Raw genomic sequence first — 13,182 nt, forward strand, 5'->3', positions numbered from 1 at the left:
GAAGAAAGACCGAAGAAAAGTCTTGGTGGGCTGACACCTTCAGCCTATGCCGAGCAACTGGTGATAAAACACGATAAAGTTACTTCTGACTCTAAACCTAGCTGCTACTGAAGATGGGGTGACGTCGAGAGTACCTTACCAAACTACTTGATTTTGTAATTTCAAAATCTGCAGAGGAAAGGAGTAATAAGATTGCAGCAGTTGGTCCTTGGGTGACAGCCATTGCATCATTAGTTGTAGCTGGGCTGGCAATTACATTCAAAAGCAGTTAACAAGCGGCAGCAGTCGGAGGCATTTAAATCCGGCTTCGCTTCGCTCCACCGAATTAAAATACGCTGCTGTGCCGAGCGTTAGCTGGGAGGTCCATGTGCTAGATGAGTTTCGAGTGTGGGTCCCGCTAGTTAAGGACTCCACGTTAGCGCTGGCAGCCGTCGCAACGGCATTCGTTGCCATCTCCGGTTTGCGCACCTGGAAGCGGGAGTTGGCTGGCAAAGAACACTTCACCGCTGCGAAGGAACTGGTCAGGTCTAGTCATCGTATTTGGCGAGAATGTGGCCGCCTTAGGTCGCCGCTATCCCCACGGGAGCAGAAAGTATTTTCGGCTGAAGATATACGGAACACCACGGCTGCCGAACGTTGGCGAATTGCGGATTGGGAAGCTTACTATAAGCGTCTTGATGACTTCGAGAAGGTATCCGACGAATACCTTGCAGCGCTCCTGTCGGCACGAGTTCTTCTCGGATCGAAAGTCTATAAGGCATTTCTGCCGTTCAACTACCTGACAATCGATCTGATCAACCTTGTTAACGAGTACCTTGATCTGCTTCAGCCCAAGGATGGAGCGCCGCTTCCTGACGACCCAGAGGTTATTGAAGCAAAAAAGCGTATTTCCTTGCCGCCGGGCAAAGATGACGAACTCTCCAGAAAAATCGCGGATGCAAGAGAGGATGGAGAGAAGGCCCTGCTTCCGTACCTTGCCCGCTCAAGCATTCGCGGCTGAGCTTTCACGTTAGGCAACACCATGATAAAACACCCTAAATTTGCTACCCACTACTATTTAACTGAGATTGGTCCGTTTCGGAGACTCTCCGAACTTCCGGCGGGCTCTGAAGATCCCGTCTTCCTAGATCTTCTGACGCGCCATCAGCGTGAATCTGGCTATCGACGGCGCTACGGCAGCAACTATATTGAAGTCCGAAGAGAGGTCGAAGCTAGGTTGCGTGAACTCTTCGTTGCACGAGGGGGTAAACCACCCCGGCGACACCCCTTTTATCTGGTGCTTGGGGAATCTCCTTGGTTTCGTGATCTGAATGCTAACCAAAGTGGGCTAAAAATACTCCTGTCGGAGCTTGACCTTGAAACAACGTCTTTAACCTACCCGGATAGCTTTATTGCGTTATCCCGAGACGACAAGCCTTACTTTAATCATGTGTTTTTGCTCAGTGAGATTAATGAGCTTGTTACGCGATTTGGAATTCCTGAGAATGATTATGTGGTTCCTTATGAGCGCTATTGGGAAACAGATTTTGAGCTCTATATTGAGGTGCAGCTTTGGGATATTCCACCTGGATTCAAAGCCTAACCAGGCCAGTCATGCGACGTCTACTACACTGCGGCTTCGCCTTTCATTTCGTAGCCGCGCATGCTGAGCGGCGTTAGATTTCTAAGGAGATACTGTATGGGATCCCAGGATGAGCATCATGTTGTAGATTGGATTCCTGGTAATAAATTACGAGATACTACTCCAGACCTCCTCATTATTTTTGTACTTTTCGTGACTATTGCCGCATCGATTTTTCTTCAGTTTGCTCACCCGGAAACCAACTGGTTCATGCGTTCAGGGGCGCTCATGGTCTTAACAGGAGCGATACTTGAGTATCGTAACAGCGCTCTTATGCGCAGGTTGGACATCACTTCAACGAAGTGGGCAAGTTGTATTGGTTCACCGGCAATATTCGAGCCGCGCCCGTTAAAAAAGAAGATCGTATTCGCTGCACATGCATTTGTCGTCTTTGGCACATTAATAGCTGCTTATGGCGATCTTATCTTCACCTTCGCCATGAAGTTAAGCATCTAAAAAATGTGCTGAAATTGCTGTCTTAATTCACTGGGACGGGCTAAAGCCCGCCCTTATCTTAATCGTTAGGGGGTCAGAGTGAACTATCAGTTCGCAAGGCTTGAATATCAGCATAGGAAGCTCAGGAAGATTAAAGAAGGTATTTACCCTGAGTTTGGTGGAAACGTCGAGTTTGAACTGTTTTCTTTTTTCGAGATTTGTTATCACTTAAAAGACTGGATTAAAGAAAGCGCAGAATATGAGCAGGCTTCTGATGTTGAGAAATATATAAAAAATAGTCAAGCCTTAAGAATTTCTGCGGATATATGTAACCGCCTGAAACATAAGGTGCTACGCGACAGCAAGAAGAAATATGAGGTCACTCACAAAAGGAGCAATGCCCCGCTTGGCCCGTTCGATCTCCATTTGATTGTTGACGTAGGACCAAATGATAGAGATGCGAAGGCCACTTTAGCCAAAGCCACTATTAAGACCGAGCGAGGAGAAGAATGCTGCTTTCAGCTTGCGCAGGAATGTATGGAAGAGTGGGACAGGTATTTTAATGGCGGGCGAAGCAATGACCAACACACTTAACATTGCAATTATGTGCGCTACGGCAAGCTGTGGACGATCATTAGTTACGGCACTGCGCGCCTTCACTCCGGCCGCATATTGCGGGCGTTGATTCTGCAGAAAAAAACCGCTTACGCCTAAGTTTTGGTAGATCGAGAAACCAGGCTAGGAGTGGCCAGGATGCCACGCTTCAAGCCTGATAATCACAATCAGATCCCCATGGTGGTGATCCACTACTATAATCTGCTCCAACCCAGTACCTTTGAGCACGCGGTGTGTTATCTGATTGAGCATAAGTCAAACTTATCCGTTTTCCATGCCAAGTGCCGCAACGATGCGCCCAGTCGGCTGGCCGTATGATGCAGTTATTCTTTTAATTCAGTTTATTCAAGGCGATCCATCAATATTATGACGAGAAAAACACTAGGTTTGAAGGTGAAAAGAGAGACAGATGCCAAGCCCGCCGACGAAGTTGAAGATCAGTTTTCAAATGATCCCGAAAAACGTTTTTTAAATGGCGTCGCTATTCATCCTTCCCCACGAATTTATTTAGAGCCTGGTTCTCAGCAGCGAACTGTGCGAGCGCTGGATTTAATTACGCCCATTGGGATGGGGCAGCGTGGGTTAATTGTGGCGCCGCCAGGCTCTGGCAAAACGACGATGTTGAAACATATCTGTCAGGCCGTGGCAGAAGCGCATCCTGAAATAAAGCTGTATGCCTTGCTGATTGATGAGCGCCCTGAAGAAGTCACCGATTTTAAGCGCAGTGTATCGGCAGAAGTCCATGCATCGTCTTCAGACGAAAGCTACACACACCATGTACGTATGGCCGATAAGCTGCTTGCGACGGCGCGTAAGCAAGCTGGCGAAGGTCATAATGTGATGATTGTGATCGATTCTTTGACGAGGCTCTCGCGCGTTCATAATGCCGAGCAGCGTGGCAATGGCCGTACGATGTCGGGCGGGCTGGACAGCCGCGCGATGGAAATCCCCCGAAAGCTGTTTGGCGCTGCGCGAAAGATCGAAAACGGCGGCTCGCTCACGATTCTGGCCACCGTACTGGTGGATACGGGAAGCCGTATGGATCAGGTGATTTTCGAGGAGTTCAAAGGCACGGGCAATATGGAACTCGTGTTATCCCGGGATGTGGCCAATCAACGGCTTTTCCCGGCAATCGATATTACCAAAAGCAGTACCCGTCGCGAAGAGCTGTTGATTGATGCCAAAGATATTGAAAAAGTTAGGACACTGCGTAGAGGTTTGACTACGCTTAAGCCAGTAGAGGGCGCGCAGAAGCTGCTTGCGTTATTGGATAAATATCCCACTAATGCCAAACTATTGGATGCGTTTTTACCGGATTCGTGAAATATCGTTAATAAAGAAGCCCACCTTTTTTAAGAGATGAGCTTCTTGGTACGTATTAACGATTGCTTTGTTTGCTGAAATTCAAGTTTGATTCAGGTACTGCTTTTCGAACTGGAAAACCTGCAACCTCTTTGCGCTCAATAATACTTCTTAAGCGTCTTTCAATGGCACAAAGGTTTTTAAAGTCGCTCATGTCGACCAAAGAGATGGCTTCGCCTGAGGCACCCGCTCGGCCGGTTCGGCCAATGCGGTGGATGTACTCTTCTGGCTTAAAGGGTAAATCGTAATTCACTACGCGGCTTAGTTCACCAATATCCAAACCCCGCGCGGCAACCCCCGTGGCAACCAAGTACTTTAGCTCACCAGATTTGAACTGAGCCAAAATCTTTTCGCGCATTGCTTGGCTTCTATCGCCATGAATGGAATCCGCTGTGATGCCGCGTTTTTCCAGTTGAGCAACGAGCTTGGCCGCATTGTGTTTTTTCTCGGTAAAAATAAGCGCCTGATCCCACTGTTGTTCGTTGATCAAGTGGCTCAACAAGGCGGATTTCGTGTCTTTATCGACGGTGATTAGCCATTGTTTGACATTAGCGGCGGCGCGGATGTTGGGAGTAATCGATATTTCAGCCGCGAGATCGGTCATCTTGCTATCGGAGAAATCGTAGGCCAGCGCCCGTACGTCGTCTGTGATGGTGGCCGAAAACAGTAGGTTCTGACGGTGTTCAGGCAGGCGATCGATGATTTTCTTGATATCGTCGACAAACCCCATGTCGACCATTCTGTCCGCTTCGTCCAATACCATGGCTTTCAGTTCATCAAAGTGCAGCGCACGCTGATGAGCCAAATCAAGCAATCTGCCCGGCGTGGCGACCAGAATATCCACCCCTTCGATTAGGCGCTCTTTTTGCGCTGCGGTATCCACCCCGCCATACATCGCCATTGAGGTTAACTGCGTGTGCTTAGCGTATTGCGCCACACTGGCTTCGACCTGAACCGCTAACTCACGGGTCGGCACGAGAATCAGCGCACGTATGCGTTTGCCGCGTAACGTGCCCGCGTTGCTGAACCGTTCTAACAGCGGCAGCACAAAAGCAGCGGTTTTGCCTGTGCCTGTTTGTGCGGTAGCGATTAAGTCGTTACCCGAAAGGATGGCAGGAATCGCTTGTTCCTGGATGGGCGTTGGCGTTTGGTAACCTAGTTCAGTAATCGCTTGAACAAGAGGAGGGGATAATCCTAGTTTTGCAAATGGCATAAGCCGCCCTGACAGAGTGTCGTAAGGTTTTTCGAAAATAAAAGATGAGGCAGTATAAAGTAAAAGCAGTCGGCCGCCGATGCGGAGGCTGATTAAGGCGATAGAATCCCATCCTTAAACAGTCTATCGATCCACCTTGGCCCGGTGCTCGGCCTGATCCAGCAAGACAGGGCCGCTGCCTAATGCCGCCAGCTTGTCATCCGGGTTATAGAGCGGGCAATTGGTCATGCTCAGGCAACCACAGCCGATACAGCCTGTCAGGTTATCGCGTAGCTTTTGCAGATAAGCAATCCGGCCATCAAGCATCTGTTGCCAATTTTTTGAAAGCTGTTGCCAGTCTTCCACCGTCGGCGTGCGGTTATCGGGCAACGATTCAAAAGCTCGTTTGATCTCTTCCAAGCTAACGCCCACTTTCTGCGCGGCCTTGATCACCGAAATACGCCTGAGCACTTCTGGCTTGTAGCGACGCTGGTTTCCCGCATTGCGCCAGCTTTGAATCAGACCTTGCTGCTCGTAAAAGTGCAGGGTGCTGACGTTGATGCCGCAGCGCTTGGCCACCTTGCCAACACTCCAAACTGCTTCTGCCATCACGCTCTCCTGAATCGTTGTGTTTTTTTTCCAAAATAGCTTTACCTCAAGTTAAGTTGAGGTTTTATCCTGCTATTTCACTTAATGCAAGGAGACACTGATGTACTTAGAACACGTGAATCTAGTCGTTGACGATATAGCTGCCATGTTAGATTTTTATCGCGCCGTATTCCCGCACTGGCGGGTGCGCGATGAAGGCCATGGCGAGTGGTATGGCAAACCTCGAAAATGGGTGCATTTTGGTGACGATGAGCATTACTTGGCGTTAAGCGATCACGGCGAAGGGGCCAACCGCGATCTGAAAGGTCACAGCGTTGGGCTGGCCCATTTTGCTTATGTGACCGATAACCTGGATGCCGTGGTTGCCCGGTTAAATAACGCGGGCTATGCCATCACCAAACCCGGCGCGACGGAGCCGTTTCGCAAAAATGTCTATTTTGTCGATCCAGCAGGTTTTGAAGTGGAGTTTGTCGAGTACCTGAGCGACATCCCGGCCGAGCGGAATTTAAATCAAGATAGCCAGTGAGACGCAGGTCAGCCCCCAGCGGGGGCTGGCCTGCCATACATTTAGATTTTCCGCACTTCAAAATATTTTTGAATAATCTGTTAATATCCCGTTTTTATTTCGGTAGGCGTTGAAAGCAGCCACTTCACCTGCTGGAAGCAACAGATTAACCCTACGGAAGGCAATGCATTACCGCCTTATTTGATGAAGCTGCCTAGCCCTGGTGCCAGTGCAAATCTATTCCAGGGCCAGACAGCTTTTCAGTAACGCCTTTGGCGCCGATGACCCTCATTAGGAACATCTAGATGATTCGAGAATATCGAGAGGCGGATATTGAACACATTTTGGATATCTGGCTTTCAGCATCGATTAAAGCTCACTTTTTTGTTGGATCAGATTATTGGCAGTCAAAAGTTAGCGAAATGCGCGAACTGTATATCCCCGCATCGGAGACCTTTGTTTATGAAGTTGATGAGCAAATAGCAGGGTTTTACTGCCTCTATGGCAGTACGTTGGCGGCCGTTTTTGTGTCGCCAAGCTTGCAGGGGAAAGGAATAGGGTCAGCGTTGATTGATGATGCCAAGAGCCGACGGACGTGTTTGCAGCTCAGCGTTTACAGTCAGAATACCCCCAGCATCAGTTTTTATAAGAAGCATGGCTTCATTTCATTAAATGAGCAGATTGACGAACAAACTGGCCAGCCTGAGTTCATCATGGAGCATTACTGTTAAGCATGCATAGCGGTAAAGTGTTTGTTTGTTGGACGCTTATATTACTGACCAAAGGAGCGTTCGATGAAAGGTGAATGTCTTTGCGGAGAAGTGGCGTTTGAAATTGAGGGTGAGCTACCAAACATCTATCAATGCCATTGTTCCCTGTGTCGCAAAGCGACTGGGTCTACTGCTAACGCTGCCACGTTTGTGGAGGTACAGACTTTTCGTTGGTTGTTTGGCCAGTCCAACATCCGCTCTTTTCAAAAGCCAACAGGCTATCGAAGTGACTTTTGCTTGGTATGCGGTAGCCCGGTGCCCAATAAACTGAGAGACACTGATTTGATATGGATTCCAGCAGGTTTACTTGATGAAGCGACGGCATCTCAAGTGACTGTTCATCTTCTTTTATCTTCATCGGCTTCATGGGCGCAAGAGTCTGATAGTTGTGTTCGGTTGGATGGTGGCCCTGATGATTTGGAATCATTTAACCAAGCACTGCAGCATTGCCGCTCCAATTTAATCTTATTAACGTCCTACTCAAAAACCGAAAAATGAACGCCCGTAGCACCATCCGCAAAGGGTATAATGCTCACGGCTACGATGGAGTGGCTGCTTTGCGAACGTTCATGGTTAGCAGGTTTTTTGCTTGTGACAGGTTTTACTAAAGAAAAGGGTAGTCGTTCATGATTAACACTAAAATATACAAAGCGGTTTACGAACTCGCTGAAAAACTCATGAAGGCTGCCGACAAAGAGGATAGAGAGGCTTTCGATGCGCTTTATGCGCAGTTGGAAGCGATCTGCACCGAAAACGAGAACAGCGATAAGGATCATCCAGAACAGTGGGAAACGCTGGCTGACTTTACGGAAGAGCTCGATGAGGCGCTGGCCGTTTACGAAAAAACCTTTGAAAAAGCCGTGGCAGTGAACTCGAAAGACCACATGTCATCCATCGCCTTTTCCATGGCGAAGCTGCAGATTGAGCTGGGCCAGACCGACGCGGCGATCAACAATCTTAAAAAGGCCCAAGTCACTGCCAATAAGATTGAAGACGGCGAGCTTAAAATGGAAATCGATGAACTGCTTGAGAAGCTGACGAACGGTTAGTGTTCAAACTACTGATCTTAATGATCAATTAAAACTACATACACGCACATAACGCCTGATTGTGCTGGGTTTGCCTAAGACTAGGGATACGATTTTGACGAATAACGATATTTTCCGCCGCATACGTTACGCCTTCGATTTGAAAGACAGCTCTATCGTGGATATTTTCGCCTTGGCAGAGGTGAGTGTGGCTCAAGAGCAAGTCACGGCATGGCTAAAAAAAGATGAAGACGACGCCTTTGTCACCATGAAAAACAAAGAGCTAGCGGCGTTTTTGAACGGCTTCATTAGTTACAAGCGTGGCAAGCGCGAAGGCCCGCCGCCTGCGCCAGAAGCGCAGCTGAACAACAATATGGTTTTCCAGAAGCTGCGCATCGCGCTCAATTTAAAAGCTGACGATATTTTGGCAGCGTTTGAGCTGGCTGGCTTCCGCATTAGCAATCATGAGTTAAGCGCCTTTTTCCGCAAGCCGAGCCATAAGAATTATCGCGAGTGCAAAGATCAGGTGCTGCGCAATTTTTTGCTCGGTATCCAGCTTCAATTGCGGCCAAATCAGGATGCTTCTAGCTCAAGCACTGAGTCCTGAGTTCATAACTTAGGCTTCAACGAGATCAAAAGAATTGGAGCCATCGTTGAATTTTCAGCTTCTTCGCCACACTTGATCTTTTCATTGAACTGCACCCACATCTGGTAGCTGCTTTTATAAAACGTTGAGGCCGATAAGGGCCCAGCGAGGATCGGCAAAGGAGAAAAGGCTTGTGAGCAGGCAAGTAGGCAGGGTGAAAATTCAACCTAAGCACAGGGCGGCGTGTCACTGCGGCATAGTGGAGCTCGAACTTGATTTGCCTGAAGGGCTTATCGACCCGAAACGGTGTAACTGCTCTATTTGCAGGCGCAAAGGCGCTGTTATGGCCTATGTGCCGTTGAGCGGCCTGCGCGTTCTCCGCGGCGCTGAGCATTTAAAGCTATACCAGTTCAATTCGGGCGTCGCAAAGCACTACTTCTGCTCGAACTGCGGTATCTACACCCATCATCAAACGCGCTCGAACCCTGATGTGTATGGATTCAATGTCGGGTGTTTGGAAGATGTTAACCCCTTTGACTTGGACGATTTGCCGGTTAGCGACGGTATCAACCATGAATCTGATCAATAGCAGTGGATAAGGAAGGCGTAATTATGGTTTGGTTGGTTCTCCGCAGCTTCATAGCTAAAGACAGCCATACGAGTAAGGCATTCAGATGGATCATGAAGCAGTGATCAAACTTTGGGTGAAGAACGATCCGGTGCGGATGGAGGCGCTTACTATAGCGGCTGCTCAGGAACTGCCGGATTGGTGTCTCGTCGCTGGATTCGTTAGGAATTTGGTGTGGGACAAGCTACATGACTTCTCATCGAGTACGCCGCTAAACGACATTGATTTAATTTACTTCGATCAACAAGATATGAACGATTCTCGTGATCGGGAAATTGAAGGCGAGTTAAGGGACGCTTCGAAGCTCCCGTGGTCGGTAAAGAACCAGGCAAGAATGCACGAGAGGAATATGGACTGTCCGTATACTTCAACTGAAGATGCCATGAGTTTCTGGGTTGAAGTAGAGACTGCCGTAGGCGCTTCGTTGGCTGATGATGGAGAAGTCATTATTGTGGCTCCCTTTGGTGTTAAGCCACTGTTTGACTATACCATCACATTAAATCCCAAAAGGCCAAAGCGAGCAGATTTTGAGGCCCGCATATATAGCAAACGGTGGCTGCAAACCTGGCCTAGATCGATTGTCAATAAGGTAATTCCCCCGACAATCGATTGTGTTCGGGGCTAGCGCTTACCGAGAGCATCATCAGCAAGGAGGAAATGGTGCAAATTTGCGAAACGGAAAGGCTATTTATACGGACATTATCCCTAGATGATGTGCCTGAGTTGACCACTATCCTCAGCGATCCTGAGGTGATGGAATACTCGATCCGAGGCGTTTGCGATGAAGCGGCGACGCGGCGGTTTATTGAATGGTGCTTGGAGAACTATGCAACTCACCGTATCGGGCCGTGGGCTTTAGTAGAGAAGGGTTCCGGCAAGCTTGTCGGCTTTTGTGGTGTTAGTCCCGAAGAGGTAAATGGTATTGAGGAGATTGGTCTAGGCTACCGGCTGGCCAAACGGTACTGGAACAAAGGACTTGCGTCTGAGGCAGTGCACGCGGTACTCCATGATGCATTTAATCAAAAACAGCTATCGTCGGTAGTGGTTATTATTGAGCCTGAGAATATTGGGTCACTGAAGGTCGCAGAGAAGGCAGGGGGTTCTACTTTCGACACCCTTGAATTTCATGGCCGCCCAGGGAGGCTGTACCGGTTAACGTCACAGCAGTGGAGTGCATCACAAAACGATACTGTGAACGCGAAAAGTGTTTAATAGTTATGCACCGAGGAAGGTTTAGTGCCAAAGGTCATACTGAAAGGGTTTATTATCGTCCCTGAACAGGATCTGGACGCCGTTAAAACGGAGCTCATTAACCATAAGCGCTTAACCCTGGCGGAGCTAGGCTGCCTCTTTTTTGAGGTTGTTCAATGCGCTACAAATCCTTATCGATTCGATGTGTATGAGGCGTTTGTTGACCGAGAATCTTTTGCGTTTCATCAGGCTAGAGTGAAAGCTTCCGCTTGGGGGAAGGTCTCAGCCAATGTTGAAAGACATTACAGCCAGTAAGCCGCTAGGTAGCTAAACCCCAGCGGCTATATCAACGTGCAGTGTTGAATCAATTAAGCCCTCTTCTCACCACTACTTTTCATGCTTATTACGTAAATAATAAACATGATCAGCGAGCCCATGACAAAGCACCATACGCCTACGGTTGCATAGCTTGCAAAAGCGGGAAGAAATAAAAGACTGCCAAAGAAGAAAAATAAGCTTGATAAGAGACCAAGTAGGTTGGGTAGTTGTTGACACTGCGTTGTCTCACTGTTCATTTTATTTCCTTATCTGCAATATTAATTTCAATTGCTTCACTGGGCTTAAATAGTGATGTCCGGTGAAAACTGAAAGCCTACCGATATCCGATTCCAGCTGTTGATTTGAACAATGATGGCAGTGAGATCAATTAGCCCCTGCTCGCCAAACGCATCTAGTGCGCTTTGATAGTCGCTGTCACTCACAGCTTGCTGGCTGATAAGGGTTAGTGCTTCTGCCCAGGCGAGCGCGGCGCGCTCTTGTGTGCTGAAGCAGGGAGCTTCACGCCAAGCAGGCAACACGTCCAGGCGCACCTGGTGCTCGCCGTCGTCTCTAGCCTCTTGCGAATGCATGTGCTGACAAAAGCAGCAGTGATTAATTTGCGAAACACGCAGGTTGACTAAGTGAATGATCGAGCGATTAACCGGTGAGCCTGAAGCTACATTGCCTAAGGCAGTCAGGTGTTTAGCTAGGCGTGGGACAAGGCGATACACTGACTGTTGCGAAATACGAGTAGACATGTGGGTGACCTCGATGAGTAAGTTGAGGGCTCAGCTTAACGTCGAGGTTTTTTTACGCCTTGTAAATTTGCGACAGTTTGCGTTTTCGATAGGCGGCGGGCGTTTCATAGGCAAGGGATTGGAAGGCGTGGGTGAAGTGAGCTTGGTCATAGTAGCCGCATTGTAGCGCTATTTCCGCTAGAGGCAGTGTGGTTGCAAGCAGCCCGTGGCGGGCACGGTTTAGCCGGGCATAGGCGACTAATTGCCCTGGGGTAACGCCCACCTCGCGTTTTAATTTGCGCTCCAGGGTACGTCTGGTAAACCCTAGCGTGGTACCTAACTGTTGAGGTGGAAGCTGTAGCTCTCCAATGGCTTGAACAATCGTCGTGATACGGCTGGTGGTAGGAAGCTGGCTCTTTAGTCGATCTAACAACCATGTTTCCAGCAGGCGTAACCCCTGTTGTGAGTCCAACTGGTAGAGGCGCTCTGCCACGGGCATTAATCCTTGCAATCCTAGTGGTTCAAGCTCGTTCTCCAAACGGTAGTGTGTATCTGTGAATGCTTCGGGTAGCAAACCCAGCAAGCAGTGGGCGCCGGCTGCCTTAAAACGAATGCCCAGACAGGGTGCGGTGGTGTCGAGTGTCTCTATCAACGTGGTTTTGTTGAAACAGAGCGTGATGACGGGGCGGGAGCTGGTGAGCTTGATGCTGAGGCTAGCACCCGCATCTGGGTAGAACTTTTCGGTTCGGGGATCGGTGAGATGCCCTGAGCCACCCATTGACCAAAGGCACTGAATCCATGGGGCTAAGCGTTTATCAGGCAGACGATGCCGAAAATTAAGATCGTTAGCGTTGCTTGGAAAGATGAATTCGGTCATGGCGTCAACCAATGGTATGTTTTTTTAATGATGGCTCACATTAACTCAATTTCGCAGCGTCTGGGAGCTGGACCGCCGCCATGCACTAGGCGGCGCTTTTTCCTGGCGAGCCCAGTTGCGCCTTAGCTGCCGCTCATCGCCGAATCCGGACGCTTCGGCGATGCGTGCTAGCATCCATGTCGTTTCGGTCATTAACGCTTTGGCTCGCTGCAGGCGTAACCCCATAATGTAGTCGCCCACCAGCATGCCTGTGAGATTTTTGAATTGGCGCCGAAAATGACGCTCGCTCATGGCTGCCTGAGTCGCCAATGTTTCGACACGCCAGGTTTGCGAAGGGGCGGCACATATTGCATCTTGAACGCGATGCAGCCGTTCATCCACATGATTGCGGCCCTCAAGCCAGGCTCCCAGTTGAGGCTCCTGACCACTGCGACGAAGATACAGCACCATCTCGCGCGCTACCGCCAAGGCCAGTGAATGGCCACAAGCACGGGTAAGCCAGTACAGCATGGTATCAATGCCGGTTGAAATCCCTGCGCTGGTTAAATAGCGCCCGTCCTCGGTAAAGATACAATCACTTTGTACTTTTGCTTGTGGGGCTTTGGCTTGTAACTGCTCGATTAGCGCGTAGTGGGTGGTACAGCGCCGCCCCTCTAACAGGCCAGCGTCCGCCAGTAATAACGTGCCCGAGCAAACAGTCATTAGCGT

21 protein-coding genes are annotated in these 13,182 nt (G+C 49.2%); 15 read left to right on the forward strand and 6 right to left on the reverse strand.

Annotation, left to right across the window (positions count from 1 at the left end; all coding sequences use genetic code 11):
* Positions 1-367: 367 nt before the first annotated feature.
* The 6 genes from ACUN8H_RS12535 to rho all read left to right on the forward strand — a co-directional run bounded on the left by ACUN8H_RS12535 (position 368) and on the right by rho (position 3,994).
* Complete coding sequence (locus ACUN8H_RS12535) at positions 368-1,000, forward strand: hypothetical protein (protein ID WP_445532421.1); 633 nt, start codon at positions 368-370, stop codon at positions 998-1,000.
* Between the two features lie 21 nt (positions 1,001-1,021).
* A complete protein-coding gene (locus tag ACUN8H_RS12540; protein WP_445532422.1) occupies positions 1,022-1,582 on the forward strand; it encodes a hypothetical protein in 561 nt (186 codons plus the stop codon).
* A gap of 96 nt (positions 1,583-1,678) precedes the next feature.
* Positions 1,679-2,077, forward strand: a complete 399-nt coding sequence (locus tag ACUN8H_RS12545; RefSeq protein WP_445532423.1) for a hypothetical protein — start codon at positions 1,679-1,681, stop codon at positions 2,075-2,077.
* Positions 2,078-2,155: 78 nt separating this feature from the next.
* Positions 2,156-2,650, forward strand: coding sequence for a hypothetical protein (locus tag ACUN8H_RS12550; RefSeq protein ID WP_445532424.1), 495 nt, complete (start codon positions 2,156-2,158; stop codon positions 2,648-2,650).
* Between the two features lie 159 nt (positions 2,651-2,809).
* Positions 2,810-2,989, forward strand: a complete 180-nt coding sequence (locus tag ACUN8H_RS12555; RefSeq protein ID WP_445532425.1) for a transposase — start codon at positions 2,810-2,812, stop codon at positions 2,987-2,989.
* A 48-nt stretch (positions 2,990-3,037) separates the two neighbouring features.
* Complete coding sequence (gene rho / locus ACUN8H_RS12560) at positions 3,038-3,994, forward strand: transcription termination factor Rho (RefSeq protein ID WP_445532426.1); 957 nt, start codon at positions 3,038-3,040, stop codon at positions 3,992-3,994.
* A 55-nt stretch (positions 3,995-4,049) separates the two neighbouring features.
* Here the strand turns inward: rho and ACUN8H_RS12565 are convergent, their stop codons facing one another.
* Both ACUN8H_RS12565 and soxR read right to left on the reverse strand, forming a co-directional pair.
* The gene (locus tag ACUN8H_RS12565) at positions 4,050-5,246 is read right to left on the reverse strand and encodes a DEAD/DEAH box helicase (protein WP_445532427.1); all 1,197 of its coding nucleotides are present in this window, start codon (positions 5,244-5,246) and stop codon (positions 4,050-4,052) included.
* Between the two features lie 123 nt (positions 5,247-5,369).
* Positions 5,370-5,834 (reverse strand): redox-sensitive transcriptional activator SoxR, encoded by a 465-nt coding sequence (soxR, locus tag ACUN8H_RS12570; RefSeq protein WP_445532428.1) that lies wholly within the window; start codon positions 5,832-5,834, stop codon positions 5,370-5,372.
* A gap of 100 nt (positions 5,835-5,934) precedes the next feature.
* Between soxR and ACUN8H_RS12575 the strand changes: the two genes are divergently transcribed.
* The 9 genes from ACUN8H_RS12575 to ACUN8H_RS12615 all read left to right on the forward strand — a co-directional run bounded on the left by ACUN8H_RS12575 (position 5,935) and on the right by ACUN8H_RS12615 (position 10,857).
* Positions 5,935-6,360, forward strand: coding sequence for a VOC family protein (locus ACUN8H_RS12575; protein WP_445532429.1), 426 nt, complete (start codon positions 5,935-5,937; stop codon positions 6,358-6,360).
* A gap of 284 nt (positions 6,361-6,644) precedes the next feature.
* Positions 6,645-7,070: an N-acetyltransferase gene (locus ACUN8H_RS12580; protein WP_445532430.1), complete on the forward strand. Its 426-nt coding sequence runs from the start codon at positions 6,645-6,647 to the stop codon at positions 7,068-7,070.
* Between the two features lie 63 nt (positions 7,071-7,133).
* Positions 7,134-7,607 (forward strand): GFA family protein, encoded by a 474-nt coding sequence (locus ACUN8H_RS12585; protein ID WP_445532431.1) that lies wholly within the window; start codon positions 7,134-7,136, stop codon positions 7,605-7,607.
* Between the two features lie 128 nt (positions 7,608-7,735).
* The gene (locus ACUN8H_RS12590; protein ID WP_445532432.1) at positions 7,736-8,158 is read left to right on the forward strand and encodes a tetratricopeptide repeat protein; all 423 of its coding nucleotides are present in this window, start codon (positions 7,736-7,738) and stop codon (positions 8,156-8,158) included.
* Between the two features lie 94 nt (positions 8,159-8,252).
* On the forward strand, positions 8,253-8,744 hold the full coding sequence (locus tag ACUN8H_RS12595; protein ID WP_445532433.1) for a YehS family protein: 492 nt from the start codon (positions 8,253-8,255) through the stop codon (positions 8,742-8,744).
* A 193-nt stretch (positions 8,745-8,937) separates the two neighbouring features.
* Positions 8,938-9,312, forward strand: a complete 375-nt coding sequence (locus ACUN8H_RS12600; protein ID WP_445532616.1) for a GFA family protein — start codon at positions 8,938-8,940, stop codon at positions 9,310-9,312.
* An 85-nt stretch (positions 9,313-9,397) separates the two neighbouring features.
* The gene (locus ACUN8H_RS12605) at positions 9,398-9,976 is read left to right on the forward strand and encodes a nucleotidyltransferase family protein (protein ID WP_445532434.1); all 579 of its coding nucleotides are present in this window, start codon (positions 9,398-9,400) and stop codon (positions 9,974-9,976) included.
* Between the two features lie 32 nt (positions 9,977-10,008).
* The gene (locus ACUN8H_RS12610; RefSeq protein ID WP_445532435.1) at positions 10,009-10,563 is read left to right on the forward strand and encodes a GNAT family N-acetyltransferase; all 555 of its coding nucleotides are present in this window, start codon (positions 10,009-10,011) and stop codon (positions 10,561-10,563) included.
* 24 nt (positions 10,564-10,587) lie between these two features.
* Entirely contained in the window at positions 10,588-10,857 is a 270-nt protein-coding gene (locus ACUN8H_RS12615) for a putative quinol monooxygenase (RefSeq protein ID WP_445532436.1), read from the forward strand.
* Between the two features lie 53 nt (positions 10,858-10,910).
* Here ACUN8H_RS12615 and ACUN8H_RS12620 read toward each other — a convergent pair whose 3' ends face one another.
* From ACUN8H_RS12620 to ACUN8H_RS12635, 4 genes are read right to left on the reverse strand one after another with little or no spacing between them, the layout of a single operon-like run.
* Entirely contained in the window at positions 10,911-11,117 is a 207-nt protein-coding gene (locus tag ACUN8H_RS12620) for a YrhK family protein (protein ID WP_445532437.1), read from the reverse strand.
* A 45-nt stretch (positions 11,118-11,162) separates the two neighbouring features.
* Positions 11,163-11,618, reverse strand: a complete 456-nt coding sequence (locus ACUN8H_RS12625; protein ID WP_445532438.1) for a carboxymuconolactone decarboxylase family protein — start codon at positions 11,616-11,618, stop codon at positions 11,163-11,165.
* A gap of 52 nt (positions 11,619-11,670) precedes the next feature.
* On the reverse strand, positions 11,671-12,474 hold the full coding sequence (locus tag ACUN8H_RS12630) for a helix-turn-helix domain-containing protein (RefSeq protein ID WP_445532439.1): 804 nt from the start codon (positions 12,472-12,474) through the stop codon (positions 11,671-11,673).
* Between the two features lie 45 nt (positions 12,475-12,519).
* Complete coding sequence (locus ACUN8H_RS12635) at positions 12,520-13,176, reverse strand: GlxA family transcriptional regulator (RefSeq protein ID WP_445532440.1); 657 nt, start codon at positions 13,174-13,176, stop codon at positions 12,520-12,522.
* Between the last annotated feature and the right edge of the window lie 6 nt (positions 13,177-13,182).

This window comes from Vreelandella sp. V005, assembly GCF_052645115.1.